Below are 24684 nucleotides of genomic sequence, written 5' to 3' on the forward strand. Positions count from 1 at the left end.
CAACACTGCTCCGCTTGAAAAATCAGTAACTGATCCGGTTCAGCAATCGCCCTGGCTGGCATCCCTTAAGAGCAAAGCCCCGAATCCTGTGGCCTGGCGCCATTCATCGTGATTTTTCAGGGCGGTAAAATTCCGCTTGCAAATCGAGTATTACGGTATACCATCAGACACATCAACGATAAAAAAGCGGATCACCGCTGCCCCATCCGAGGAACACCTCATGATCGACGCAACCGTCTACAAGAACGTCCTGGGCTCCTTCCCGTCCGGCGTTACCGTCATCACCACCCTGGACGATGACGGCCAGATCGTAGGGCTGACCGCCAGCGCCTTCTCCTCGCTGTCGATGGACCCGCCGCTGGTGCTGTTCTGCCCCAACTACAGCTCCGACTCCTACCCCGTGCTGATCGCCAAGAAGCGCTTCGCCATTCACCTGCTCTCCGGTGACCAGCAAGCCGAAGCCTATGCCTTTGCCAAGAAAGGCAAGGACAAGGCCGCCGGCATCGAGTGGACCTTGAGCGCGCTGGGCAACCCGCTGCTGGCCAACGCCACCGCCATCATCGAATGCGAACTGTGGCGCGAGTATGAAGGGGGCGACCACGCCATCATGGTCGGCAAGGTGCAGAACCTGATCGTCCCCGAGCAAGCGCCACTGCCGATGATCTACTGCCGCGGCAAGATGGCCAGCCTGCCCGCCTTCGCCTGAGCGCACCTATTCTGTTGACGGGTGCCGGGCGCACCCGTCGAGATACCAGACGCCTGCCGCGGCCGGCGTGACCTTCAAGTTTCGAGGAAAGCCCCATGAAATTTTCGTTGTTCGTGCACATGGAACGTTGGGATGAACAGGTCAGCCACCGCCAGCTGTTCGAAGACCTCACCGAACTGACCCTGATGGCCGAAGACGGCGGTTTCAGCACCGTGTGGATCGGCGAACACCACGCCATGGAATACACCATCTCGCCGAGCCCGATGCCGCTGCTGGCCTACCTCGCCGCGCGCACCGAGAAGATCCGCCTGGGCGCCGGCACCATCATTGCGCCGTTCTGGAACCCGATCCGGGTGGCTGGCGAATGCGCCCTGCTCGACGTCATCAGCAACGGCCGCATGGAAGTCGGCCTGGCCCGCGGCGCCTACCAGTTCGAGTTCGACCGCATGGCCAACGGCATGCCCGCCACCGACGGTGGCAAGGCCCTGCGCGAAATGGTCCCGGTGGTGCGTGAGCTGTGGAAAGGCGACTACGCCTTTGAAGGCGAAGTGTACAAATTCCCGTTGTCGACGAGCGTGCCGAAGCCGGTACAAAACGGCATGCCGCCGATGTGGATCGCCGCCCGCGACCCTGACTCGCACAACTTCGCGGTGAAAAACGGCTGCAACGTCATGGTCACCCCGTTGATGAAGGGCGACGAGGAAGTGCTGGACCTGAGAAACAAGTTCCAGGCCGCCCTCGACAACAACCCCGACGTGCCGCGCCCGCAACTGATGGTGCTGCGCCACACCCACGTGCACAGCGCGGACGAGCCGGACGGCTGGAAGATCGGCGCGCAAGCCATTGCCCGCTTCTACCGCACCTTCGATGCCTGGTTCGGCAACAAGCAGGTCCCGGTCAATGGCTTCCTGGAGCCGAGCCCGGAGTCGAAGTTCGCCGAGGTGCCGGCCTTCGCGCTTGAGAACATCCGCAAGAACACCATGATCGGCACCCCTGCCGAGATCATCGCGCGCATCAAGTACTACCAGGAACTGGGCGTCGACGAGTTCAGCTTCTGGTGCGACAACAGCCTGCCGCACGCCGAGAAGAAGAAGTCGCTCGAGCTGTTCATCAAGGAAGTGGTGCCGGCCTTCAACTGAATTCCCATTGCCTGAGTCATTGCGGGATCAGCCCGCTCCTGCCTGCGCGGGAGCGGGTATTTTTTTGCCTGCATGGCTGCAAAGCGGCGCTGTTCTCTTCGCGGGTAAACCCGCTCCCACAGGGTTAGCGGTGCTCCTGAAGGCTGCGCTGTCCTTGTGGGAGCGGGTTTACCCGCGAAGAGGCCAGCCCCGACGAAACACCTTTCGTCCCCCCCAGCCGATAAATTTCAAGCGGCCTCTTGCACAACAAATATTATGGTATACCATCAGACAACAAGACCTGATAACCCTCCCCAGGAGCCGCTCATGAGTTTCGAAATCCGCAAGATCGTCACCTACTCCGAAGAGACCCGCATCGAAGGCGGCAAGGCCACCGACAAGCCGGTGACCATGGTCGGCCTGGCCGTGGTGATCAAGAACCCGTGGGCTGGCCGCGGTTTCGTCGACGACCTCAAGCCGGAAATCCGCGCCAACTGCTCCGAGCTGGGCGCACTGATGGTCGAGCGCCTGATCGCCGCCATCGGCGGTGCCGACAAGATCGAAGCCTATGGCAAAGCGGCCGTGGTCGGTGCCGACGGTGAGATCGAGCACGCCTCGGCGGTGATCCACACCCTGCGCTTCGGCAACCACTACCGCGAAGCGGTCCAGGCCAAGAGCTACCTGAGCTTCACCAACAAGCGCGGCGGCCCAGGCACCTCGATCCAGATCCCGATGATGCAGAAGGACGACGAAGGCCTGCGTTCGCACTACATCACCCTGGAAATGCAGATCGAAGACGCGCCACGTGCCGACGAGATCGTCGTGGTCCTCGGCGCGGCCGACGGCGGCCGCCTGCACCCGCGCATCGGCAACCGCTACATCGACCTCGAAGAACTGGCAGCCGAAAAAGCTCAATAACAATTAATAGATGGGCCTGGCGTGCCGCAGCCCTGCGCACGCCTGACGCTCAAGGAGCGCGCTCCATGATTCAGCCTGTTGCTGAACGCACACCCGCCGGCACCAGCTACCTGGTCACCGGCCAAGGCCAGCCGGTGGTGCTGATCCACGGCGTCGGCCTGAACAAGGAAATGTGGGGCGGGCAGATCGTCGGCCTGGCCAATGACTTCCGCGTCATCGCCTACGACATGCTTGGCCACGGCCAGAGCCACCTGCCTGCCGCCGACACCCCGCTGGAAGGCTACGCCGACCAGTTGGCCGAGCTGCTCGACCACCTGCAGATCCCCCAGGCGACCGTGATCGGTTTCTCCATGGGTGGCCTGGTCGCCCGCGCCTTTGCCCTCAACTACCCGCAACGGCTGAGCGCGCTGGTGGTGCTCAACAGCGTGTTCAACCGCAGCCCGGAGCAGAGCGCCGGGGTGATCGCGCGTGCCGCACAGGCGGCTGAGCAAGGCCCGGACGCCAACGTCGACGCCGCGCTGGACCGCTGGTTCAGCCGCGAATACAAGGCCGCCAACCCGGCCCAGGTCGCCGCCATTCGCCAGGTCCTGGCCAGCAACGACCCGCAGGGCTACCACACCACCTACTCGTTGTTCGCCACCCAGGACATGTACCGCGAAAGCGACCTGGGCAGCATTCAGGTGCCGACCTTGATCGCCACCGGTGAACTCGACCAGGGCTCGACCCCGGCCATGACCCGCCAGCTCGCCGCACGCATCCCCGGCGCGCAGAGTGTGGTCCTCGCCGAACAACGGCATATGATGCCGGTGGAAGCGCCGCGCGAAGTCAACAAGATGCTGCTGGACTTCCTGAGCCACGCCCGCACCCTCACCGAATCCGCCAAGGGGATAGTTGCATGACCCTCGTTCGTTTCCAGATGTGCATCGACGGCCAATGGCTGGATGCCCAGAGCGGCAAGACCTTCGACAGCCTCGACCCGGCCACCGCCCAGGTCTGGGCGCAACTGCCCGACGCCGATGAAGCCGACGTCGAGCTGGCCGTGCAGTCGGCCCAGCGCGCGTTCGACGGCAAGGCCTGGCGTGGCCTCACCGCCACCGCCCGGGGCAAGCTGCTGCGCCGCCTGGGCGACCTGATCGCCGAGAACAAAGAGCATCTGGCGCAGCTCGAGAGCCGCGACAACGGCAAGCTGATCCGCGAGACCCGCGGCCAGGTCGGCTATTTGCCGGAGTTCTTCCATTACACCGCAGGCCTGGCCGACAAGCTCGAAGGCGGCACCCTGCCGCTGGACAAGCCCGACCTGTTTGCCTACACCGTGCACGAGCCGATGGGCGTGGTCGCCGGGATCATCCCCTGGAACAGCCCGCTGTACCTGACCGCGATCAAGCTGGCACCAGCACTGGCCGCCGGTAACACCATCGTCCTCAAGCCGTCCGAGCACGCCTCGGCGACCATCCTCGAGCTGGCCCGCCTGGCCCTCGAAGCCGGCTTCCCGCCGGGCGTGGTCAACGTCGTCACCGGTTACGGCCCAAGCACCGGCGCGGCCCTCACCCGCCATCCGCTGATCCGCAAGATCGCCTTTACCGGCGGCGCCGCCACCGCCCGTCACGTGGTCCGCAGCAGCGCCGAAAACTTCGCCAAGCTGTCGCTGGAGCTGGGCGGCAAATCGCCGAACATCATCTTTGCCGACGCTGACCTGGACAGCGCCATCAATGGCGCCGTGGCCGGCATCTATGCCGCCTCCGGGCAGAGCTGCGTGGCCGGCTCGCGGCTGCTGGTGCAGGACGAGATCTTCGACGAGTTCGTCGAGCGCCTGATCGAGCGCGCCAAGCGCATCCGCATCGGCAACCCGCAGGACGAGCAGAGCGAAATGGGCCCGATGGCCACCGCCCAGCAACTGGCCGTGGTCGAAAGCCTGGTGGCCGCTGCCAACGCCGAAGGCGCCAAGCTGCGCCTGGGTGGCAAGCGGGCCGAGGTCGAGGGTGACGGCTGGTTCTACGAGCCGACCCTGTTCGAGTGCGACAGCAACTCGATGAAGATCATGCAGGAAGAAGTGTTCGGCCCGGTCGCCGCGGTCATTCGCTTCAAGACCGAAGAAGAGGCCCTGGCGATCGCCAACGACTCGCAGTTCGGCCTGGCCGCCGGCATCTGGACCCGCGACCTCGGCCGTGCCCACCGCCTGGCCCGTGACGTGCGCTCGGGGATCATCTGGGTCAACACCTACCGCGCAGTCTCGGCCATGGCGCCGATCGGCGGTTTCAAGAACAGCGGCTACGGCCGTGAGAGCGGCATCGATTCGGTGCTCGCCTATACCGAGCTGAAGACCGTGTGGATCAACCTGTCCACCGCGCCGATGCCCGACCCCTTCGTGATGCGCTAAGAGGTACTGCCGAGATGATCGAACCTGGCATCTACAAAGACGTGATGGGCTCGTTCCCCTCCGGGGTCACGGTGGTCACCACCCTGGACGCCGACGGCGGCATCGTCGGCATCACCGCCAGCGCCTTCAGCGCGCTGTCGATCGAGCCGGCGCTGGTGCTGTTCTGCCCCAACTATGCATCGGACACCTACCCGATCCTGCGTGACAGCAAGCAGTTCGCCATTCACTTGCTGTCTGCCGAGCAGACCGCCGAGGCCTACGCCTTCGCCGGCAAGGGCAAGGACAAGGCCAAGGGCATCGACTGGCACCTGAGCGAGCTGGGTAACCCGCTGCTGCCCAAGGCCACGGCGATCATCGAGTGCGAGCTGTGGCGCGAATACGACGGCGGCGACCACGCGATCATCGTCGGCGCAGTGAAGAACCTGGTGCTGCCGGCCGAGCCGGTGACGCCGATGCTCTATCACAAAGGCAAGCTCGGCGCCCTGCCGCCACTGGCCTGACTCTTTTAGGGGGCCGCGGCGAACCTCACCCTTGTTCGCGGCCCCTGTTTTAATTGCGGAGTACCGGCACATGAGCAACGAGAAATACCAGAAAGGCCTCGAGATCCGCACCCAGGTGCTCGGCGAGGACTACGTCAACCGCTCGATCCAGAATGCCGACGAGTTCACCAAGCCGCTCCAGGAGCTGGTCACCGAATACTGCTGGGGGCATGTCTGGGGCCGCGATGGCTTATCGCTGAAAGAGCGCAGCATGATAAACTTGGCCATGATTTCCGCGCTCAACCGGCCCCACGAGCTCAAGCTGCACATTCGCGGCGCATTGCGTAATGGCCTGAGCCGTGAACAGATTCGCGAGATCCTGCTCCAGGTCGGCATTTATTGCGGCGTACCCGCGGCGGTGGACAGTTTCCGCCTGGCCCGCGAAGCGTTCGCCGAAGCCGATGCGGAGTCAACCCGTTAACAGCGGGCTGTTCGAACCACTGCAAGGAGCGCCTCGGGTTCGTGGCGCCCCGGCGATATTGGTGCAGACAGCCTCATAAAGAGCGCACCTGATGAAACGCCAGCCACTCGACGACAGCTTCAAGGTCAACCGCAACCCCGTAACACTGCGCGAAATCGTGCTCGACAAGCTGCGCAGCGCCATCATGAACTTCCACCTGCTGCCCGGCGACCGCCTGGTCGAGCGTGACCTCTGCGACCGCCTCGGGGTGAGCCGTACCTCGGTCCGCGAAGCCCTGCGCCACCTCGAATCTGAAGGCCTGGTGGAGTTTGCCGATGCCAAGGGCCCGCGCGTGGCGATCATCACTCTGGAAGATGCCCGTGACATTTACGAGCTGCGCTGCGTGCTCGAGGGGCTGATCGTCCAGCTGTTCACCCTGAATGCCAAGGCCAAGGACATCCGCGCCCTGGAGCGTGCCCTCGAGGTCAACCGCGAGGCCCTCGAAGAAGGCGAGCTGCAGCAGGTGATCGACTCGGTGCAAGGCTTCTACGACGTGCTCCTGGAAGGCTCCGGCAACCAGGTCGCCGCCACCCAGCTGCGTCAGTTGCAGGCGCGCATCAGCTACCTGCGTGCCACCTCGGTGTCGCAGGAGAACCGCCGCGGCGCCAGCAACAAGGAAATGGAAAAGATCGTCGCGGCGATCAAGGGCGGCGATCCGCTGGTCGCTCACCAGGCCTCGGTCGACCACGTGCGCGCCGCCGCCAAGGTCGCCCTGGAGTACCTGCGCCAGAAGCAGGATGACAACACCAAGGTGCGCGACATCGTCGAGCCCCTGGCCCTGAAGGACCCTCGCATAGGCCGCTGACCATGCCCAACGCCCCGCGCTACTGCCCGCACTGCACCACAGAGCTTGCCCGGGGCGTTCCCACCGGTGACACCCACGAACGCCTGCATTGCACAGGCTGTGGCTACATCCACTACATCAACCCAAAGATCATCGCCGGCTGCATCATCGAGCGCGACGGCAAGTACCTGCTGTGCCAGCGCGCCATCCCGCCGCGCCCCGGCACCTGGACCCTGCCCGCAGGCTTCATGGAGGCCGGCGAGACCACCGAGCAGGCCGCCCTGCGCGAAGTCTGGGAAGAAACCGGCGTCCACGCCGAAATCGTCTCGCCGTATTCGATCTTCAGCGTGGCCAGGATCAGCGAGGTGTACATCGTCTTCCGCGCCATCGCCACCGAAGAGACCGGCCAGTTCGGGCCAGAAACGCTTGCCTACAAGTTCTTCGAACCTGAAGACATCCCCTGGGATGAGATCTATTACCCGGCGATCCGGCAGATCCTCGAGCGTTACATCCTCGAGCGCCAGGCCGGGGTCTACGGGATCTACATGGGCAACGACGACACCGGCAAGGTGCACTTCATTCGCTAGCCGCGCACGCGGATCCGCACACCTGGCGCACCACGATCGAGCAACTCGGTTGTGGCGATGGCGATCGAGGATTATTCTTGGGAGGTATGTTCCCCCGTCTCAATATGTGAGCGCCGAATATGAAAATCGATGACATGGACGCCTTCGTGGCGGTCATCCGTTGCCAGTCGACCAACCTTGCCGCCGAAGCCCTGCAACTGACCCAGCCCGCCATCACACGGCGCCTGCAGAACTTCGAGGAAGACCTGGGCGCCACCCTGCTCGACCGCAATACCAAACCGCTCAAGCCGACCCCGATGGGCTTGCGGGTGTACGACCAGTGCAAGGCCATCCTGCGCGAAATCGACGCCCTGCGTGAACTGGTGGCCAACGATGGCGCACCGTCCGGCACGCTGCGCCTGGGCGTGCCGCAGACCCTCGGCGACGTGATCCTGCTGGACGCCCTGGCGCAGATTCGCGCTACCTACCCCGACCTGCGCACCCAGGTCACCAGCGGCTGGGGCAGCAGCCTCATCGCGCGCATGGAGAACGGCGAGCTGGACGCCGCGGCGGCGTTGTTCCCACCCGGCAAGATCTTCCCCGAGGGCATCGCCAGCCAGTCCGTCGGGCGCATGCCACTGCGCGTGGTCGCGGCCAAGGGCAGTGCCAGCAAGCGCAGCTACAAGCTCAAGGACTGTTATACCCGCGGCTGGGTGCTCAACCCCGATGGCTGCGGCTTCCGCGCGGGGCTGCAACGGGCCTTGAGCGAGCAAGGGCTGTCGCTGTCGATCAACCTGGAGACCTTTGGTACCGACCTCCAGCTGGGCCTGGTGGCCAGTGGTCAGGGCCTGGGGCTGGTGCCCGAACCGTTGTTGCTGGCCAGCCGGCACAAGGACCAGCTGGACGTGGTCAACGTCAGCGACTTCAAGCCGCAGGTCGACCTGTGGCTGTTCCACCCGCGCTACCTGGGCAACCTGCAGGAGCCGGTGGAGCTGTTTGGCGAAATCGCCGGGGCGCGCTTGAAAGCTTGATTTGCGCGGCCTTTAGGGCCTCTTCGCGGGTAAACCCGCTCCCACAGAGTGCGATGATCCCTGTGGGAGCGGGTTTACCCGCGAAGAGGACAACACATTAAATAAATTTTTCTCATAACTATCTTACTTTTTAATTCTACAAACAAATAATTAGCATATAACCAAAAAGACTTTTACACCGGTCATCCATACGAATACGGTCTTAACAAATCTACCGTGTTCCAGGGATGAATGCCCATGAGTCACCCGCCATCCGATCGCGTCCTCGCCGAGCTTAGCCAAGCCCTGGCCGCCAACGCCGAACGCTATGACCGCAGCGGTCAGTTCCCCCACGACAACTTCACCCTGCTGCACCAGTACGGCCTGCTCGGCCTGACCGTGCCGCGCGCGCTGGGTGGCGGCGGTGCCGACCTTGCCACCGCGCGGCAGGTGATCGCCGCCGTCGGCAAGGGCGACCCTTCCACCGCACTGATCCTGGTGATGCAGTACCTGCAGCACTTCCGCCTGCAAGAGCAGAACCGCTGGCCTGAGCAGCTGCGCCTGCAAGTGGCCCGCGACGCCGTCGACAACGGTGCGCTGATCAACGCATTCCGCGTCGAACCAGAGCTCGGCACCCCCGCCCGCGGCGGCCTGCCGGCGACCCTGGCACGGCGCACCGCCGAGGGCTGGCGGTTGTCCGGGCGCAAGATCTACTCCACCGGCAGCCATGGCCTGACCTGGTACCTGGTGTGGGCCCGCAGCGACGACAGCGACCCGCTGGTGGGCGGCTTCCTGGTGCACAAGGACACCCCCGGCATCCGCATCGTCGACGACTGGGACCACCTCGGCATGCGCGCCACCTGCAGCCACGAAGTGCGCTTCGACGACGTGCTGATCCCACTCGAGCACGCGGTCAGCGTCAGCCCGGCCAGCGCGCCGCGGCCGGAGCTCGACGGCGAAGGCCTGCTGTGGATGTCGGTGCTGCTGCCGGCGCTGTACGACGGTGTGGCCCAGGCCGCCCGCGACTGGCTGGTGCAGTTCCTCAACACGCGCACGCCGAGCAACCTCGGCGCGCCGCTGGCCAGCCTGCCGCGCTTCCAGGACGTGGTCGGGCGCATCGACACCCTGCTGTTCGCCAACCGCAGCCTGCTCGACTCGGCCGTCGCCGGCCTGGTCGATGCGCGCCACGCCGGGCAGCTCAAGCACCTGGTCAGCAGCAATGCCATCAAGGCCGTCGAGCTGGCCATCGAGGCCGCCGGCAACCCCGGGCTGTCACGCCACAACCCACTGGAGCGGCATTACCGCGACGTGCTGTGCAGCCGTATCCATACCCCACAGGACGACGTGGTGCTCGGCCAGGTCGGCCGCGCCGCGCTCGCAGAGGTGCAACCATGAGCCATTCCATCATCGCCAGCCAGCTCGACCCACAGGTCAACCAGGCCTTGCGCGAGCAACTGGTCGACCACGAAGTGATCGACATCGCGCCCGGCCAACTGGCCCTCGAGGTGCCCGCCGACGTGTTCATCGTGCGCCCGATCAACGTCCGCGGTCACCGTGTCGATACCCCGCCACCCGGCTGGCCGTGGTCGCTGCGCTGGGTACAGCTGGTGTCGTCGGGCATCGACTTCTACCCCGACTGGGTGTTCCAGGGCGCGCCAGTGACCAGCGGCAAGGGCGCCAACGCCGAGCAAGTGGCCGAGTTCGCCCTGGCCCTGGTGTTCGCCGCCGCCAAGCAACTGCCCGAGCTGTGGGTCAAGGACGCCGACTGGCGCCTGACGCCGCTGGCGCAGTTACGTGGCCGCACGCTGGGCATCCTCGGTTTTGGCAGCATCGGCCAGAGCCTGGCGCGCAAGGCCAGCGCCCTCGGCATGCACGTCCTGGCCCTGAGCCGGCCCGGCCAGCCGATCGCCGAGGTGCCGGGCGTGCAGCGCGCCGAAGACCTGCAGCAGCTGTTCGCCGGCTCTGATCACCTGGTCATCGCCGCGCCGCTGACCGCCGCCACCCGCGGCCTGGTCGACCGCAAGGTGCTGGCCAGCGCCCGCCCCGGCCTGCACCTGATCAACATCGCGCGTGGCGGCCTGCTCGACCAGGAGGCCCTGCTCGAAGCGCTCGACAGTGGCCTGATCGGCCGCGCCAGCCTCGACGTCACCGAGCCGGAACCGCTGCCCGCGGGCCACCCGCTGTATCACCACCCACGCGTCTTCCTGTCGCCGCACACCTCGGCGATCTCCGAGGACGGCTACCCGGTGTTCCTTGAGCGCTTCCTGGAAAACTTCAGCCGTTATCGCGAACAACAACCTTTGCACAACCTGGTCGACGCCCAGCGCGGCTACTGATCCTGCCCCCTTTTTCGGAGATTGCCATGAGTTCACTGTCTGTCGTCAGCCCCGCCACCCACTCCGTCCGCCAACGGGTCAGCGCCGAAGAGTGGGAGGTGCGCGTCAAGCTCGCCGCCGCCTACCGCCTGGCCGCGCTGTTCCGCTGGACCGACCACATCTACACGCACTTCTCGGCACGCGTGCCAGGCCCGGACGAGCATTTCCTGATCAACGCCTTCGGCCTGCTGTTCGACGAGATCACCGCCTCCAACCTGGTCAAGGTCGACGTCGACGGGACCATCATCGATGACCCGCTGGGGCTGGGTATCAACCAGGCCGGCTACGTCATCCACAGCGCCATCCACCGCGCCCGCCACGACCTCAAGGCGGTGCTGCACACCCACACCCGCGACGGCGCGGCGGTGTCGGCCCAGCGCGACGGCTTGCTGCCGCTGTCGCAGCACGCCCTGGCCTATTACAGCCGCGTGGCGTACCACAACTACGAGGGGGTGGCGCTGGACCTCGAAGAGCAGGAGCGGCTGGTCGCCAACCTGGGCGAAAGCAATATCCTGATCCTGCGCAATCATGGCCTGCTGACCGGTGGGGTCAGCGTCGAGCATGCGTTCCGTGAGCTGCATGGCCTGGAGCGCGCGTGCAACATCCAGATCGCGGCACAGGCGGGCGGCAATGGCGACCTGCTGTACGCCCCGCCGGCGGCGATCGCCAAGGTGCATGAGCAGTCCAAGCGGTTTTCCGATGGGCTGGGGGAAGGTATCCAGCGGCATTGGGATGCGTTGATTCGTCAGCTGGATCGCGAGGGGCGTGATTACCAGGAGTGATTGTTGGTTGTCAGGGCCGACCTCTTCGCGGGTAAACCCGCTCCCACAGGGTTTTGCAGTGCCCACAGAAACCTGTGGGAGCGGGTTTACCCGCGAAGAGGCCGGTACTGACAGCAAAAAAACCTGATGCCCTGCCCTCTCGAGAATTCAAGGAATACCCCCATGACCCGACACCGCCTCGCCAAGGGCGTGCTGGCCGCCTGCGCGCTGACGCTCGGCCTCAGCGCCTGCTCGCCGTCCAGCGAAGACGCCAGCGCCAAGACCCTGAACATCGCCTTCTGGGGCGACAACACCACCCTGGTCAGCATCGACCCGTTCCAGGTCTACTGGCTCGAGCACCGCGTACTGCTGCGCAACGTCGCCGAATCACTCACCGATCAAGACCCCAGCAGCGGCAAGATCATCCCCTGGCTGGCAAAAAGCTGGGAGGTCAGCGACGACGCCCTGAGCTACACCTTCCACCTGCGCAACGACGTCACCTTCAGCAACGGCGAACGCTTCGACGCCCACGCCGTGAAGGCCGCCTTCGACAGCAACAACGCCTTCGCCAAGCAGCTGCCGGCGACCTTCGGCGCCACCTACCTGGCCGGCTACGACCACGCCGAAGCGGTCGACGACTTCACCGTGCGCCTGGTGCTGTCGCGCCCTAACGCCGGTTTCCTCCAGGCCACCTCGACCACCAACCTGGCGATCCTCGCGCCGGCCTCCTACAAGCTCAGCGCGCAGGAGCGCTCGCTGGGCAAGATCATCGGCACCGGGCCGTTCGTGCTCGAACACTACACCCCGGAAGTCGGCGCCCGGCTGGTCAAGCGCGCGGACTACGCCTGGGCCTCGGCCAACGTGAAAAACCAGGGCGCGGCGCACCTCGACGCGGTCGAGGTCAGCTACATCCCGGAAGAAAGCGTGCGCAACGGCCTGTTCCTGCAGGGCAAGGCCGACGTGCTGTGGCCACGCAACCCGTTCTCCGAAGTCGACCTCAAGCTGTTCCAGTCCAAGGGCGCGACTATTCAGAGCCGCTCGCTGCCCGGCCCGGCCCTCAACCTCTACCCCAACACCCGTGGCGAGCGCCTGCTGGCCGACCGCCAGGTGCGCCTGGCCCTGCAGAAGGCCATCGACCGCACCAGCTACGCGCACACCGTGTACAACGCCGAGTTCCCGGTGGTCAGCGGCGTCTACGACGTCACCACGCCGTACTTCAAGGCCCAGGCCGACAAGCTCAGCTATGACCCACAGGGCGCCGAACGCCTGCTCGACGCCGCCGGCTGGAGCAAGGGCGGCGACGGCTACCGCCACAAGGACGGCAAGCGCCTGACCCTGAGCTACAACCTGACCCCGGCCGAGAGCGCCGGCGACGTACTGATCCAGGACCAGCTGCGCAAGGTCGGCATCGACCTCAAGCTGAACGTGCTGACCCGCGCCGAATGGGTCGCCGGTAACTCGTCGGGCAACTACGACCTGACCTCCACCTACATGACCCGCGCCGACCCGATCATCCTGCAGACGATCCTCGACCCGCGCGCAGCCAACAGCGCCACCCTCGCCACCAACACCTACGAGGCGCCGGTGCTGGCCAAGGCCCAGGCGCTGTTCGACCACGGCATCACCGCCACCCAGGACGCCCAACGCGCCCAGGCCTACGGCCAGCTGCAGGACCTGCTGATCGACGAAGGCTCGGCCTTCCCGCTGTACGAGCGGGTCTGGCAGGCGGCGACCTCGACACGGGTCAAGGACTTCCGCTGGACGGCCGAGGGCTTCGCCTTCCTCAGTGACATCGAGGTCGGCCAGCCATGAGCCGCTACCTGATCGGGCGCATCGGCCAGGCGCTGCTGGTGTTGTGGGGCGCCTACACCATCACCTACTTCATCCTCTACCTGCTGCCGGGGGATACCCTGGCGATCATGCTCAGCGCCTCGGGGATGGAGGCCGATGGCCTGTCGCCGGCAGACCTGGCCCAGGCCAAGGCCTACTACGGCCTGGACAAGGGCCTCTTCGAGCAGTATTTCGACCTGCTCTGGCGCGCCCTGCACGGCGACCTCGGCCAGTCGCTGTCGCTCAACCGCCCGGTCAGCGCGCTGCTCGCCGAGCGCCTGCCGCAGACCTTGTCGCTGGCCGGGCTGGCGATCGTACTGTCGCTGGTGGGCGGGGTCGGCCTGGCCTACCTGGCCGCCTACCTGCAATGGCGGCCGCTGAAGGTCGCCCTGAGCCGGCTGCCTTCGCTGGGCTTTTCGGTGCCGGTGTTCTGGATGGGCCTGCTGCTGATCCAGGTGTTCGCCTTTGGCCTGGGCTGGTTCCCGGCTACCGGCAGCCGCGGTTTCGACAGCCTGGTGCTGCCCGCCGTGACCCTCGCCATCCCCAGTGCGGCGGTGTATGCGCAGGTGCTGATGCGCGGCTTCCAGGGCGTCTGGCAAGAGCCGTACATCGTCACCGCGTTCGCCAAGGGCCTGAGCCGGGCGCAGGTGCAGGCGCGTCACGGCCTGCGCAATGCGGCGCTGCCAATCCTCACCCTGATCGGCCTGCAGGTCGGCAACACGGTGTCTGGCGCGGTGCTGGTCGAGACCATCTTCTCGCGCAACGGCGTCGGTCGCCTGGCCCAGGAGGCCGTTCTGCGCCAGGACATCCCGGTGGTACTGGCGATCGTCGCGGTGTCGGCGGCGGCCTTCGTGCTGGTCAACCTGATCGTCGACCTGCTCTACCCGTACCTCGACCCGCGCATCACCCACTCGCCAAAGGTGTCGTAAGCCATGACCACCGATACCCGTCCGTACCCCGCTCAACGCGTCGCCGCCAGCAGCCCACCCGGCTGGCAACGGCGCACCCGCCTGCAACGGGTCAGCCAGAGCCTGGCGCCACTGTTGCGCCGCCCCGGCTTCAGCCTGGCCCTGCTGATCGTGCTGTTCGCTTTGCTGTCGGCGTTGGTGCCGCACTGGCTGACCAGCTTCGACCCTTACGCCACCTCGCCGATTGAAAAACTCAGCGCGCCGAGTGCCCTGCACTGGTTCGGCACCGACGAACTGGGCCGTGACCTGTACACGCGGGTGGTGTACGGCTCCAGCCTTTCGGTGCAGGCGGCGCTGCTGGCCGTCAGCATCGCGCTGATCGGCGGCCTCGGCCTGGGCGTGCTGTCGGGCTTTGCCGGCGGGCGCATCGACGCCGTGATCATGCGCATCGTCGACGTGCTGCTGGCCCTGCCCGGCCTGCTGCTGGCCTTGGCGATCGTCACCGCGATCGGCTTCGGCACGGTGCCGGTGGCGATTGCGGTCGGCGTCGGCATCATCCCCGGCTTCGCCCGCACCACCCGCGCCGAAGTGCTGCGGGTGAAGACCCTGCCCTATGTCGAGGCTGCGCGGTTGGGCGGCGCGAGCTGGGCGCGGACCTTGCTGCGGCACATCCTGCCCAACGCCTGGGGCCCGGTCGCGGTGCTGGCGACGCTGGACTTCGGCGCGGCGATCCTGGCCACCGCTGGCCTGAGCTTTCTCGGTTTTGGCGCCGCGCCACCGGCTGCCGAGTGGGGCACGCTGATCGCCAACGGCCGGCACTTTTTGATCACCGCCCCGTGGGTGTCGCTGCTGCCAGGGCTGTTCGTGGTGGCGGTGGTGTTCAGCCTCAATCACCTGGCGCGTACCTTCGAGGAGAATCAACGATGAGCAGCCACCCCTTGATCGAAGTCCGCGACCTGTCGGTCAGCTACCGCTTCGCCGGCCAGGTCACCCAGGCGGTCAAACAGTTGTCGTTCAGCCTCAGCCAGGGCGAGACGGTGGCCATCGTCGGCGAGTCGGGCTCGGGCAAGTCGACCCTGGCCAATGCCCTGCTCGGCCTGCTGCCGGGCAATGCGCAGATCGACGGCGGTCAGCTGCGGGTCGATGGCCATGACCTGACCCGCGCCAGCGAAGCGCAAAAACGCCAACTGCGAGGGCGCACTATTGGCCTGGTCCCGCAGGACCCGATGGTCAGCCTCAACCCCACGTTGCGCATCGGCCAGCAGATCGCCGAGGCGCTGATCCTCGCCCAGGGTCGACGCTACCCGGCGGTGGACGCCGACGTGCTCGAGCTGCTCGGCCAGGTCGGCCTGGACAACCCACTGCTGCGGGCCCGGCAGTACCCGCACGAGTTGTCCGGGGGCATGCGCCAGCGGGTGCTGATCGCCATCGCCCTGGCCGGTAACCCACGCCTGATCATCGCCGACGAGCCGACCAGTGCGCTGGATGTCACGGTGCAGCGCAAGATCCTCGACCACCTGCAACGGCTGGTGGCCGAGCGCGGCATCTCGCTGCTGATCATCACCCACGACCTGGGCGTCGCCACCGACCGCGCCGACCGTTTGCTGGTGATGAAACAGGGTGAACTGGTCGAGCAAGGGCCGCCCGGGCAGATCGTCTCGGCGCCCGCGCATCCCTATACCCGCGCGCTGCTCGCCGCCGCGCCGGCGTTCAGCGACAGGCGCCCGGCGCGGCCTGGGCGTAGCGTGCAGGGCACGCCGATCCTCAGCCTGGAGCAGGTCGGCAAGCGCTTCGCGCTACCACGGGTGAAGGGCCAGGACCCGCACTTCATTGCCCTCCAGGGGCTGAGCCTGGAGGTGTATCCGGGGCAGACGCTGGCGATTGTCGGCGAGTCCGGCTCGGGCAAGAGCACCGCGCTGCGCATTGCCCTGGGCCTGGAAGCGCCGAGCGAAGGCCGCGTGCGCTTTGCCGGCGACGACGTGACCGGCCTGGGATGGCGCGCCTTCCGGCCGCTGCGCCGGCGCATGCAGCTGGTCCAGCAGAACCCGTTTGCCGCGCTTGATCCGCGCTTCACCGTGTTCGACAGCATCGTCGAGCCGCTGGTCTCGTTCGGCCTGCTCAAGGGCGCCGCGCTGGAGCAGGCGGCGCGTGAGCTGATTACCCGGGTGCACTTGCCGCTGAGTTACCTGGACCGCCTGCCGCGCGAGCTGTCCGGTGGCCAGCGCCAGCGGGTGGCGATTGCCCGCGCACTGGCGTTGCAGCCGGAATTGCTGTTGCTCGATGAGCCGGTGAGTGCACTGGATGTGTCGGTGCAGGCGCAGATCCTCGAGTTGCTCGATGAGCTGCAGCGCGAGTTGGGGATTGCCTATGTGCTGGTGTCGCATGACCTGGCGGTGGTGGCGAGCATGGCTGATCACGTGCTGGTGTTGCGCCAGGGGCAGGTGGTGGAACAGGGGCCGGTTGGGCAGGTGTTTGATCGGCCGGAGAGTGACTATACGCGGGAGTTGATTGCGGCGATTCCCGGGCGGCGGGCGGCGGCGGCCTGAGTGTCGGCGTTCGCTTGAGATCCTTGGGGCCGCTTTGTGGCCCTTTCGCGGGCAAGCCCGCTCCTACAGGGAACCGCGCCGCTCTCAAAGTCAACGCAGAACCTGTAGGAGCGGGCTTGCCCGCGATGGGCCGCAGAGCGGCCCCAGGATCACCAAGCAAAATACGCGCATATTGAATAATATTTTCTATCAGCTATTTGCATAATTAGCTTAGAACCACAAAGCCTTTCACAACCCCCTGCCCCACCCGTTATGTTCAGTGCATGTCCGACCCCCCACCCGGCGGAGGCCTCTCTTACCTGCATTGAATCGCGGAGTCCTCCCATGAGCAAACGACAGATCAAACTCGGCGCCATGATCCACGGCGTCGGCCACGGCTGGGGCGAGTGGCGCCATCCGGACGCACTGGCCGATGCCAGCGTCAATTTCGGTTTCTACAAGCAGCAGGCGCTACTCGCCGAAGGCGCCAAGTTCGACTTCGCCTTCATCGCCGACAGCCTGCACATCCACGCCAAGTCCAGCCCGCACTACCTCAACCGCTTCGAGCCGCTGACCATCCTCTCGGCACTGGCCGCGGTCACCGAGCACATCGGCCTGGTCGCCACCGTCACCGTTAGCTACACCGAACCGTTCCAGGTCGCCCGCCAGTTCGCCTCGCTGGACCACATCAGCGGCGGCCGCGCTGGCTGGAACGTGGTCACCTCGTGGCTGTCGGGCACCGCCGACAACTTCGGCAAGGCCGAGCACCCACCGCATGCGGTGCGCTACCGCATCGCCCGCGAGCACGTCGACGTGGTCAAGGGCCTGTGGGACTCGTGGGAAGACGACGCCTTTACCCGCGACAAGCAAAGCGGTGAATTCTTCGACCCGGAGAAACTCCACAGCCTCAATCACCAGGGCGAGTTCTTCAAGGTCAAAGGGCCGCTGAACATCCAGCGCTCGCGCCAGGGCCAGCCGCTGATCTTCCAGGCCGGCACCTCCGAAGACGGGCGCAATTTTGCCGCGCAAAACGCCGACGCGATCTTCGTCAGCCCCGAGTCGTTCAGCGAGGCCCGCAGCTATTACCAGGACCTCAAGCAACGCGCCGCACGCCATGGCCGCAACCCGGATGAACTGTTCATCCTGCCGGGCATCCGGCCGATCGTCGGCCGTGACGCCGAGGAAGTCGAGCAGCGTTATCAGCAGGCGGTCGAGCTGGTCAGCATCGAGGACGCCATCGTCGCCCTTGGTCGGCCGTTCAACGACTACGACTTCAGCGGCCACGCGCTGGACGCGCCCTTCCCCGACCTCGGCGACCTGGGCAGCAACAGCCACAAAGGCTCCTCTGACCAGATCAAGCAACAGGCCCGCGAACACGGCCTGACCCTGCGCGAAGTCGCCCTGCGTTTCTCGCGCCCGCGCCGCGACTTCGTCGGCACCCCCGAGCAGGTCGCCAACGCCGTACAGGACTGGTTCGAGGACGGCGCCGCCGACGGCTTCATCATCAACTCGCTGCTGCCCGACGGCCTGCAGTACTTCACCGAGCGGGTGGTGCCGCTGCTGCAGGCGCGCGGCCTGGTCCGCGAGGACTACCAGGGGCAGACCCTGCGCGACAACTTCGGCCTGGCCGTACCGACCAACCGCAACACCCTGAATCGCAGCCAAGGCGCTGTGGCCTGAGGCCGCGCGACCTTCCCCAACAAGGAATCGTTTACCCATGAGTCTCGAATTCATCGGCCTTATCGGCCCCCAGGAAGGCAGCGAGTCACAGGCACCCCGCGGCCCACTGGTTGACCTGGAGTTCATCAAGGCCTTCGCCCAGGCCCAGGAATACGGCGGCTTCGACAAGGCCCTGCTGGCGGTCAACACCAGCGCGCCCGACTCGATGATCCTCGCCAGCTACGTCGCCGCGCTGACCGAGCGCATCGGCTTGCTGGTCGCCCACCGCCCGGGCTTCCAGGCACCGACCTTCGCCGCCCGCCAGTTCGCCACCCTCGACCAACTGAGCCGTGGCCGCGCCTCGATCAACGTCATCACCGGCGGTGACAGCGGCGATTTGCAGCGCGACGGCGACTACCTGGACAAGGACGCCCGCTACGCGCGCACCGACGAATACCTGCAGGTGCTGCGCCAGACCTGGACCCGCACCGAGCCCTTCGATCACCACGGCGAGCACTACCGGGTGGAAGACAACCTGACCCTGGTCAAGCCGGTGCAGCACCTGCCGATCTACTTCTCCGGAGCGTCCGACGCCGCCGTCGAAGTGGCCGCCAAGCACGCCGATGTCTACATGATGTGGGGCGAGCCGCTGGAGCAGGTGCGCGAGCGCATCGCCAAGGTGCGCAAGGCGGCGGCGCGTCATGGCCGCGAGCATCAGATCCGCTTCAGCCTGTCGCTGCGGCCGATCCTGGGTGCGACCGAAGAGCAGGCCTGGGACCGCGCCGAGCGGATTCTCGAGGATGCCCGAGTCAACATCGGCCAACGCCAGGGCAAGCGCCGCGACAAGAACTTCGGCACCAGCAACGCAGGCTCCGAACGGCTGGTCGAACTGGCCGGCCAGCGCAAGGTGCATGACACAAGGCTGTGGACCGAGATCGCCGCGTTGACGGGTGCGGCGGGTAACTCGACGGCGCTGGTGGGCACGCCTGACCAGGTGGCTGAAGCGGCGCTGGCGTACTACGACCTGGGCGTCACGACGTTCCTGTTCCGGGGCTTCGACCAGCTGCGTGATTCGGTCGAATATGGGCAGCAACTGCTGCCAAGGATTCGCGCACTGGTCGCCCAGCGTGAGGCTGAGCGGAGCGTTCGCAGCGCCTGATTATTTTCGCATCTGCTCTACCCATCGCGGGGCACGCCCGCTCCCACGCACCTCACTCCTGCATTGGAGTACTGCGTGGGAGCGGGCTTGCCCCGCGATTGCGTTGGCACGCACAAAATTACCATTTGAAATATTAGAAATAGATAACATTCCAAATAAACATAATTAACTTAGAACCAAAAAGCCTTTCACATACAGCTGAAATAGCATTAAGTTCTTTAAACCGACCCCCAACCTGGCGGAGGCAAATGGATTTCCGCCAACCGCAGTCGGGCTCTTGCCGTCTATCTCGACCCTTCCCGTGCCGTTGCGCGAATCCGATACCCTTTTTTTCGGAGCTCGTGACATGGGATTGTCCCGTAGAGATCTAATCGCCCGCCTCGCCGCCCTCGGCGGCTATTCGGCGGCCATGGGCGCGCTGGGGCAGAATGCCCTGGCCGCCACCTTCGAACCCCTGCAACTGGCCGCCAACGGCGGCAACGGCAAGCGCGTGGTGATCGTCGGCGCCGGTATCAGCGGCCTGGTCTCGGCCTATGAGCTGCGCAAGGCCGGTTTCTCGGTCAAGGTGCTGGAGGCCCGCGAGCGGGTCGGCGGCCGGGTCTGGACCCTGCGCGGCGGCGACCGCATCGAGCACAACGATGGCAGCAGCCAGACCGTCGAATTCGACCAGGGCCTGTTCTTCAACGCCGGCGCCGCGCGCCTGCCCAGCCACCACCTGACCATCCTCGGCTACTGCCGCGAACTGGGCGTCGAACTGCAAGTGCTGGTCAACAGCAGCCGCAACGCCCTCGCCCAGCCCGACCTCAGCCGCCCACCGCTGCTGCTGCGCCAGGCAGTCAACGACACCCGCGGGCACTTCAGCGAGCTGCTCGCCCGCAGCGTCAACCGCAACAGCCTCGACAAAGAACTCAGCGCCCCGCAGCGCAAGGCCTTGCTGGACTTCCTCAAGGTTTACGGCGACCTCGATGCCGAGCAGCAGTACCGTGGCTCGGTGCGTTCCGGCTACACGCGCTTTGCCGGCGCTGGCGACCAGACCCCGATCCAGCGCCAGCCCGTGCCGCTCGAGCAACTGCTGGACAACAACCTGCTGCTGCCACTGGTGTTCGACGAGATCCCGGAATTTTCCTCGACCATGTTCCAGCCGGTCGGCGGCATGGACCAGATCCCCAAGGCGTTCTACCGCCAGGTCAAGGACAGCGTGCAACTAGGCGCCGAAGTGATCAGCGTGCGCACCGGCGACAACAGCAGCCAGGTCACCTGGCGTGACCGGCGTACCGGCCGCACCCAGGTCGAGCAGGCCGACTACGCCATCGTCACCCTGCCGCTGCCACTGCTGGCTCGGCTGGACACCAACTTCAGCCCCGAGGTGCGCAAGGCACTCGGCCAGGCCGAAGGCGACAAGGCCAACAAAGTGGCGTGGCAGTCGCCGCGCTTCTGGGAGACCGACTTCCAGATCTACGGCGGGCTCTCTTACATCAACCACGAAGCGCGCACCCTGTGGTACCCCAGCGACCGCCTGAACAGCGCCCAGGGCGTGCTGGTGGCCACCTACAACACCGGCGCGGTCGCCGAGCAGTTCGCCGGCAAGGCGCTGAGCGCGCAGATCGCCTCCTCGCGCCAGGCGGTCGAGTCGCTGCACCCTGGGCACAGCCACAAGCTCGGCCGGCCGCTGGCGATCAACTGGTCGAAGATCCCCTTCAGCGAGAGCCCGTGGATCGTCCACGACGAGGTCGCCCAGCCGGCCTACGACATCCTCAACCAGGCCCAGGGCCGCACCTGGCTGGCCAGTGACGCACTCGCCCACGGCGGGGTTGGCATCTGGCAGAACAGCGCCGCCGAATCCGCACGCCGGGTGGTCGGCCAGATCGCCCAGCACGCTGCCCAATCCACCCGCGGCGCCGCCGCCTGATCGCCAAGGAATGCTGACCATGCCACGCCTGTCCCTGCTTGCCGGAGTCCTCATGAGCCTGACCCTGACCGCCCACGCCGACGGCATCCGCCGCATCGATCCGCCGGGCTCGAACTTCCCCATCTCGCAACTGGTCACGGTGCCCGCCGCCAGCCAGCTGACCTTTGTCAGCGGCACCCTGCCAGACGTCGCCGACCCCAAGGCCGCCAAAGGCAGCATCGCCGCCTATGGCAACACCGAAACCCAGACCCGCTCGGTGCTCAACAAGCTGCGCACCGCGTTGCGCAGCGAAGGCCTCGACCTCGGCGATATCGTCCAGCTGCGGGTGTTCCTGGTGGGTGACCCAGACAAAGGCAACCAGCTCGACTTCGCCGGCCTGCAAGCGGCCTACACGGAGTTTTTCGCCACCGCCGAACAGCCGCGCAAACCCACCCGCACGGCCCTCCAGGTGGTCGCCCTGCCGTTGCCCGGCGCACTGGTCGAAATCGAAGCGATCGCAGCCAAGGCGCCCTGAGTGCGCCACGCTGCCAGACAAGGAATGATCTGCATGAAGCACCCTTTGACCACTGCCTCGCGTCTCCCCGTACTGCTGCCGGTGGCCCTCGCCAGTTGCCTGCATGGCCAGGCCCTGCAGGCTGCCGAGCCGGCCGTCTCATCGCTGGACACGGTGATCGTCACCGGCAACCGCGGCGCCGAGAAACGCACCGTGACCACCAGCCCGGTGCCGATCGACGTGATCAGCGCCAAGCAACTGCAAGAAACCGGCAAGCCCGGCCTGATGGAAGCCCTCAGCGCCAGCGTGCCGTCACTGACCCTGCCCGAGAAGACCGGCTGGGACGCCAGCGGCATGGCCCGCGCGCCCAACCTGCGCGGGCTGAATGCCGCCCAGGTACTGGTGCTGGTCAACGGCAAGCGCCGGCACACCAGCGCTACCTTGAACATCAGCGGGATCAACGCCGGCGCCGCGCCGGCCGACCTCGACCTGATCCCGATCAGCGCCATCGACCATGTCGAAGTGCTGCGTGACGGCGCCGCCGCCCAGTACGGCTCGGACGCCATCGCCGGGGTGATCAACGTGATCCTCAAGGCCGACACCCGCGGCACTGCGGTGACCACGGCCGGGCAAGGCTATGACGGCAAGAAGCAGACCGTGCAGCAGAGCCTCAACAAGGGCTTCGAGATCGGCCGCGACGGCATCCTGCAACTGGCCCTCGACGCGCGCAGCCAGAACGACGACAACAAGGCCAGCGCCAACGGCTACAGCGCCGCCGAAGCCTTGGACAAGGCCGGCAAGTCGACCTATGGCGGCTACGGCACGCCGAAGATCAACCTGCTGACCCTCGGCTACAACGCCGAGCTGCCGGTGAGCGACGACCTCAGCCTGTACTCCTTCACCACCTGGTCGTACCGCAAGGCCGAGCAAGGCCAGAACTTCCGCCTGCCGACCATCGTCAACACCATTACCACCGGCCCCAACGGCTACCCGGCGGGCTACACGCCAACCTGGTACATCGAAGAGCACGACTTCCAGGCGGCGTTCGGCGCCAAGGGCCTGGTCGGCGAATGGGACTGGGACTTGTCCAGCACCTACGGGCGCAACGAAGCCGAGCAAGGCACCTGGAACAACCAGAACCCGTCGCTGGGCGAAGCCACGCCGAACGACTTCGAGTCGGGCACGTGGATCTCCGCGCAACTGACCAGCAACCTCGACCTGCGCCGCAGCTACGACATCGGCCTGGAAAAACCCCTGGACCTGTCCTGGGGCCTGGAGCAACGGCGCGACAGTTATCAGGTCAAGGCCGGCGACTGGGCCAGCTGGGCCGACGGCGGCTACTGCGTCAGCCCAGGCAACTGCGCGGCCTCCGGCGCGCAGGTGACCAACGGCATCTCCCCGGCCGAAGCCACCAGCGCCAGCCGCAACAGCTACGCCAGCTACGTCGACGTCGGCTTCAACCCCCTGCCTCAGTGGTACTGGGGCGCGGCCTTGCGTTACGAGCACTACGACCGCGGCATCGGCGCCACGCGCAGCGGCAAGCTGACCACCCGCTACGAGTTCACCCCGCAACTGGCCGTGCGCGCCACGGTGAGCAACGGCTTCCGCGCGCCGTCACTGGCCAACAGCCTGTTCAGCGCCCGCTCGACCACCTACGGCATCGTCAATGGCGTTTACCAGTCGATCAACTACGGCGTGCTGCCGGTGGATTCGGCGGCGGCGCAGGCACTGGGCGCCGAGTCGCTGAAGCCGGAGAAATCCACCAACTACAGCCTGGGCCTGACCTGGCAGCCGAGTGATCGCCTGGCCTTCACCGCCGATGCCTACGTGGTCAACGTGCGCGACCGCATCACCCTGACCGGCACCCTGCTCGGGACCGAGGTGACCCAGACCCTGCTCGACAACGGCATCGACTCGACCTCGGGCGGGCGCTACTTCACCAACGGCGCCAACACCCGCACCAAGGGCCTCGACCTGGTCAGCAGCTACGACCAGGACCTGGGCGGCGCCGGCGCGGTGAAGTGGACCGCCGCGTTCAACTGGAACGACACCGAGATCCTCGACTACAAAGAGAGCGTCAACATTCTCGGCACGCCGTATCAACTGCTGGACCGCGAGGCGCGCAACCTGCTGACCGACGTGCAGCCGCACACCAAGCTGATCCTCGGGGCCAACTGGCGCCTGGACAAGTACCGGGTGAACCTCGGGCTGACCCGCTATGGCTCGTGGAAGGAGGTCAACGCGGCCAGCGACCGCTCGCTGGACCGCGAGTACAAGGCGCGCTGGATCACCGACCTGGACGTGGGCTACCAGCTGACCAAGGACCTGGAGCTGGCGATTGGCGCACGCAACCTGTTCGACGTCTACCCAGAGCGGCAGGCGCCGAGCAGCAAGACCATGACCAAGGGGTATGGGGTGTACTCGCCGTACGGCTTTACCGGCGGCTATTACTTCGGGCGGGTGACCTACAACTTCTGACCTTGATGTATTGCCAGCGCTGACGCCTTCGCGGGGCAAGCCCGCTCCCACAGGGTTCTCGGTAAACCCCGAATTATGGGGGTTCCAGATAATCCTGTGGGAGCGGGCT

Annotated in this window: 22 protein-coding genes; all 22 read left to right on the top strand. The window is 66.0% G+C overall.

Annotated elements, in window-relative coordinates:
* Positions 1-220 precede the first annotated feature (220 nt).
* The 22 genes from CCOS865_RS13050 (at position 221) to CCOS865_RS13155 (ending at position 24575) form a co-directional block, all read left to right on the top strand.
* A complete protein-coding gene (locus CCOS865_RS13050) occupies positions 221-706 on the top strand; it encodes a flavin reductase family protein (RefSeq protein ID WP_119141391.1) in 486 nt (161 codons plus the stop codon).
* Positions 707-801: 95 nt separating this feature from the next.
* Complete coding sequence (locus CCOS865_RS13055; RefSeq protein ID WP_119141394.1) at positions 802-1845, top strand: LLM class flavin-dependent oxidoreductase; 1044 nt, start codon at positions 802-804, stop codon at positions 1843-1845.
* A 306-nt stretch (positions 1846-2151) separates the two neighbouring features.
* The gene (locus CCOS865_RS13060) at positions 2152-2742 is read left to right on the top strand and encodes an amino acid synthesis family protein (RefSeq protein WP_119141396.1); all 591 of its coding nucleotides are present in this window, start codon (positions 2152-2154) and stop codon (positions 2740-2742) included.
* A gap of 65 nt (positions 2743-2807) precedes the next feature.
* Positions 2808-3641: an alpha/beta fold hydrolase gene (locus CCOS865_RS13065; RefSeq protein ID WP_119141398.1), complete on the top strand. Its 834-nt coding sequence runs from the start codon at positions 2808-2810 to the stop codon at positions 3639-3641.
* On the top strand, positions 3638-5119 hold the full coding sequence (locus CCOS865_RS13070; protein WP_119141400.1) for an aldehyde dehydrogenase: 1482 nt from the start codon (positions 3638-3640) through the stop codon (positions 5117-5119). The genes CCOS865_RS13065 and CCOS865_RS13070 overlap by 4 nt, the downstream gene beginning before the upstream one ends.
* A gap of 14 nt (positions 5120-5133) precedes the next feature.
* Positions 5134-5619 carry a flavin reductase family protein gene (locus tag CCOS865_RS13075; protein WP_119141402.1) on the top strand — a complete coding sequence of 162 codons (486 nt, stop codon included), beginning with the start codon at positions 5134-5136 and terminating at the stop codon, positions 5617-5619.
* Between the two features lie 70 nt (positions 5620-5689).
* Entirely contained in the window at positions 5690-6079 is a 390-nt protein-coding gene (locus CCOS865_RS13080) for a carboxymuconolactone decarboxylase family protein (protein WP_119141404.1), read from the top strand.
* Between the two features lie 91 nt (positions 6080-6170).
* Complete coding sequence (locus tag CCOS865_RS13085) at positions 6171-6923, top strand: GntR family transcriptional regulator (RefSeq protein WP_119141406.1); 753 nt, start codon at positions 6171-6173, stop codon at positions 6921-6923.
* Between the two features lie 2 nt (positions 6924-6925).
* Positions 6926-7489, top strand: a complete 564-nt coding sequence (locus tag CCOS865_RS13090) for an NUDIX hydrolase (RefSeq protein ID WP_119141408.1) — start codon at positions 6926-6928, stop codon at positions 7487-7489.
* Between the two features lie 119 nt (positions 7490-7608).
* Positions 7609-8499 (top strand): LysR family transcriptional regulator, encoded by an 891-nt coding sequence (locus CCOS865_RS13095; protein WP_119141410.1) that lies wholly within the window; start codon positions 7609-7611, stop codon positions 8497-8499.
* 237 nt (positions 8500-8736) lie between these two features.
* Positions 8737-9873, top strand: a complete 1137-nt coding sequence (locus CCOS865_RS13100) for an acyl-CoA dehydrogenase family protein (RefSeq protein ID WP_119141411.1) — start codon at positions 8737-8739, stop codon at positions 9871-9873.
* Positions 9870-10814: a D-isomer specific 2-hydroxyacid dehydrogenase family protein gene (locus CCOS865_RS13105; RefSeq protein WP_119141413.1), complete on the top strand. Its 945-nt coding sequence runs from the start codon at positions 9870-9872 to the stop codon at positions 10812-10814. The genes CCOS865_RS13100 and CCOS865_RS13105 overlap by 4 nt, the downstream gene beginning before the upstream one ends.
* A gap of 26 nt (positions 10815-10840) precedes the next feature.
* Positions 10841-11635, top strand: a complete 795-nt coding sequence (locus CCOS865_RS13110) for a class II aldolase/adducin family protein (protein WP_119141415.1) — start codon at positions 10841-10843, stop codon at positions 11633-11635.
* Between the two features lie 162 nt (positions 11636-11797).
* Positions 11798-13426, top strand: coding sequence for an ABC transporter substrate-binding protein (locus CCOS865_RS13115; protein WP_208644527.1), 1629 nt, complete (start codon positions 11798-11800; stop codon positions 13424-13426).
* Complete coding sequence (locus CCOS865_RS13120; RefSeq protein WP_119141419.1) at positions 13423-14373, top strand: ABC transporter permease; 951 nt, start codon at positions 13423-13425, stop codon at positions 14371-14373. Before CCOS865_RS13115 ends, CCOS865_RS13120 begins: the two co-directional genes overlap by 4 nt.
* Before the next feature lie 3 nt (positions 14374-14376).
* Positions 14377-15279 (top strand): ABC transporter permease, encoded by a 903-nt coding sequence (locus CCOS865_RS13125; RefSeq protein ID WP_119141421.1) that lies wholly within the window; start codon positions 14377-14379, stop codon positions 15277-15279.
* Positions 15276-16898, top strand: coding sequence for a dipeptide ABC transporter ATP-binding protein (locus CCOS865_RS13130; protein ID WP_119141423.1), 1623 nt, complete (start codon positions 15276-15278; stop codon positions 16896-16898). Before CCOS865_RS13125 ends, CCOS865_RS13130 begins: the two co-directional genes overlap by 4 nt.
* 324 nt (positions 16899-17222) lie before the next feature.
* Positions 17223-18557, top strand: a complete 1335-nt coding sequence (locus tag CCOS865_RS13135) for an LLM class flavin-dependent oxidoreductase (RefSeq protein ID WP_119141425.1) — start codon at positions 17223-17225, stop codon at positions 18555-18557.
* Between the two features lie 37 nt (positions 18558-18594).
* Positions 18595-19695, top strand: a complete 1101-nt coding sequence (locus tag CCOS865_RS13140) for an LLM class flavin-dependent oxidoreductase (RefSeq protein ID WP_119141427.1) — start codon at positions 18595-18597, stop codon at positions 19693-19695.
* A gap of 346 nt (positions 19696-20041) precedes the next feature.
* Positions 20042-21604 (top strand): flavin monoamine oxidase family protein, encoded by a 1563-nt coding sequence (locus CCOS865_RS13145; protein WP_119141429.1) that lies wholly within the window; start codon positions 20042-20044, stop codon positions 21602-21604.
* A 19-nt stretch (positions 21605-21623) separates the two neighbouring features.
* Positions 21624-22118 (top strand): RidA family protein, encoded by a 495-nt coding sequence (locus CCOS865_RS13150; RefSeq protein WP_119141431.1) that lies wholly within the window; start codon positions 21624-21626, stop codon positions 22116-22118.
* A gap of 33 nt (positions 22119-22151) precedes the next feature.
* Positions 22152-24575, top strand: a complete 2424-nt coding sequence (locus CCOS865_RS13155; RefSeq protein WP_119141433.1) for a TonB-dependent receptor plug domain-containing protein — start codon at positions 22152-22154, stop codon at positions 24573-24575.
* The last annotated feature ends 109 nt before the right edge of the window (positions 24576-24684 follow it).

Origin of the sequence: Pseudomonas reidholzensis (assembly GCF_900536025.1) — a bacterium.
GTDB classification, from domain to species: Bacteria; Pseudomonadota; Gammaproteobacteria; order Pseudomonadales; family Pseudomonadaceae; genus Aquipseudomonas; species Aquipseudomonas reidholzensis.

Coding starts and splice junctions, on each gene's coding strand:
- CCOS865_RS13050 (WP_119141391.1), top strand. CDS start 221: ATGATCGACGCAACCGTCTACAAGAACGTCCTGGGCTCCTTCCCGTCC.
- CCOS865_RS13055 (WP_119141394.1), top strand. CDS start 802: ATGAAATTTTCGTTGTTCGTGCACATGGAACGTTGGGATGAACAGGTC.
- CCOS865_RS13060 (WP_119141396.1), top strand. CDS start 2,152: ATGAGTTTCGAAATCCGCAAGATCGTCACCTACTCCGAAGAGACCCGC.
- CCOS865_RS13065 (WP_119141398.1), top strand. CDS start 2,808: ATGATTCAGCCTGTTGCTGAACGCACACCCGCCGGCACCAGCTACCTG.
- CCOS865_RS13070 (WP_119141400.1), top strand. CDS start 3,638: ATGACCCTCGTTCGTTTCCAGATGTGCATCGACGGCCAATGGCTGGAT.
- CCOS865_RS13075 (WP_119141402.1), top strand. CDS start 5,134: ATGATCGAACCTGGCATCTACAAAGACGTGATGGGCTCGTTCCCCTCC.
- CCOS865_RS13080 (WP_119141404.1), top strand. CDS start 5,690: ATGAGCAACGAGAAATACCAGAAAGGCCTCGAGATCCGCACCCAGGTG.
- CCOS865_RS13085 (WP_119141406.1), top strand. CDS start 6,171: ATGAAACGCCAGCCACTCGACGACAGCTTCAAGGTCAACCGCAACCCC.
- CCOS865_RS13090 (WP_119141408.1), top strand. CDS start 6,926: ATGCCCAACGCCCCGCGCTACTGCCCGCACTGCACCACAGAGCTTGCC.
- CCOS865_RS13095 (WP_119141410.1), top strand. CDS start 7,609: ATGAAAATCGATGACATGGACGCCTTCGTGGCGGTCATCCGTTGCCAG.
- CCOS865_RS13100 (WP_119141411.1), top strand. CDS start 8,737: ATGAGTCACCCGCCATCCGATCGCGTCCTCGCCGAGCTTAGCCAAGCC.
- CCOS865_RS13105 (WP_119141413.1), top strand. CDS start 9,870: ATGAGCCATTCCATCATCGCCAGCCAGCTCGACCCACAGGTCAACCAG.
- CCOS865_RS13110 (WP_119141415.1), top strand. CDS start 10,841: ATGAGTTCACTGTCTGTCGTCAGCCCCGCCACCCACTCCGTCCGCCAA.
- CCOS865_RS13115 (WP_208644527.1), top strand. CDS start 11,798: ATGACCCGACACCGCCTCGCCAAGGGCGTGCTGGCCGCCTGCGCGCTG.
- CCOS865_RS13120 (WP_119141419.1), top strand. CDS start 13,423: ATGAGCCGCTACCTGATCGGGCGCATCGGCCAGGCGCTGCTGGTGTTG.
- CCOS865_RS13125 (WP_119141421.1), top strand. CDS start 14,377: ATGACCACCGATACCCGTCCGTACCCCGCTCAACGCGTCGCCGCCAGC.
- CCOS865_RS13130 (WP_119141423.1), top strand. CDS start 15,276: ATGAGCAGCCACCCCTTGATCGAAGTCCGCGACCTGTCGGTCAGCTAC.
- CCOS865_RS13135 (WP_119141425.1), top strand. CDS start 17,223: ATGAGCAAACGACAGATCAAACTCGGCGCCATGATCCACGGCGTCGGC.
- CCOS865_RS13140 (WP_119141427.1), top strand. CDS start 18,595: ATGAGTCTCGAATTCATCGGCCTTATCGGCCCCCAGGAAGGCAGCGAG.
- CCOS865_RS13145 (WP_119141429.1), top strand. CDS start 20,042: ATGGGATTGTCCCGTAGAGATCTAATCGCCCGCCTCGCCGCCCTCGGC.
- CCOS865_RS13150 (WP_119141431.1), top strand. CDS start 21,624: ATGCCACGCCTGTCCCTGCTTGCCGGAGTCCTCATGAGCCTGACCCTG.
- CCOS865_RS13155 (WP_119141433.1), top strand. CDS start 22,152: ATGAAGCACCCTTTGACCACTGCCTCGCGTCTCCCCGTACTGCTGCCG.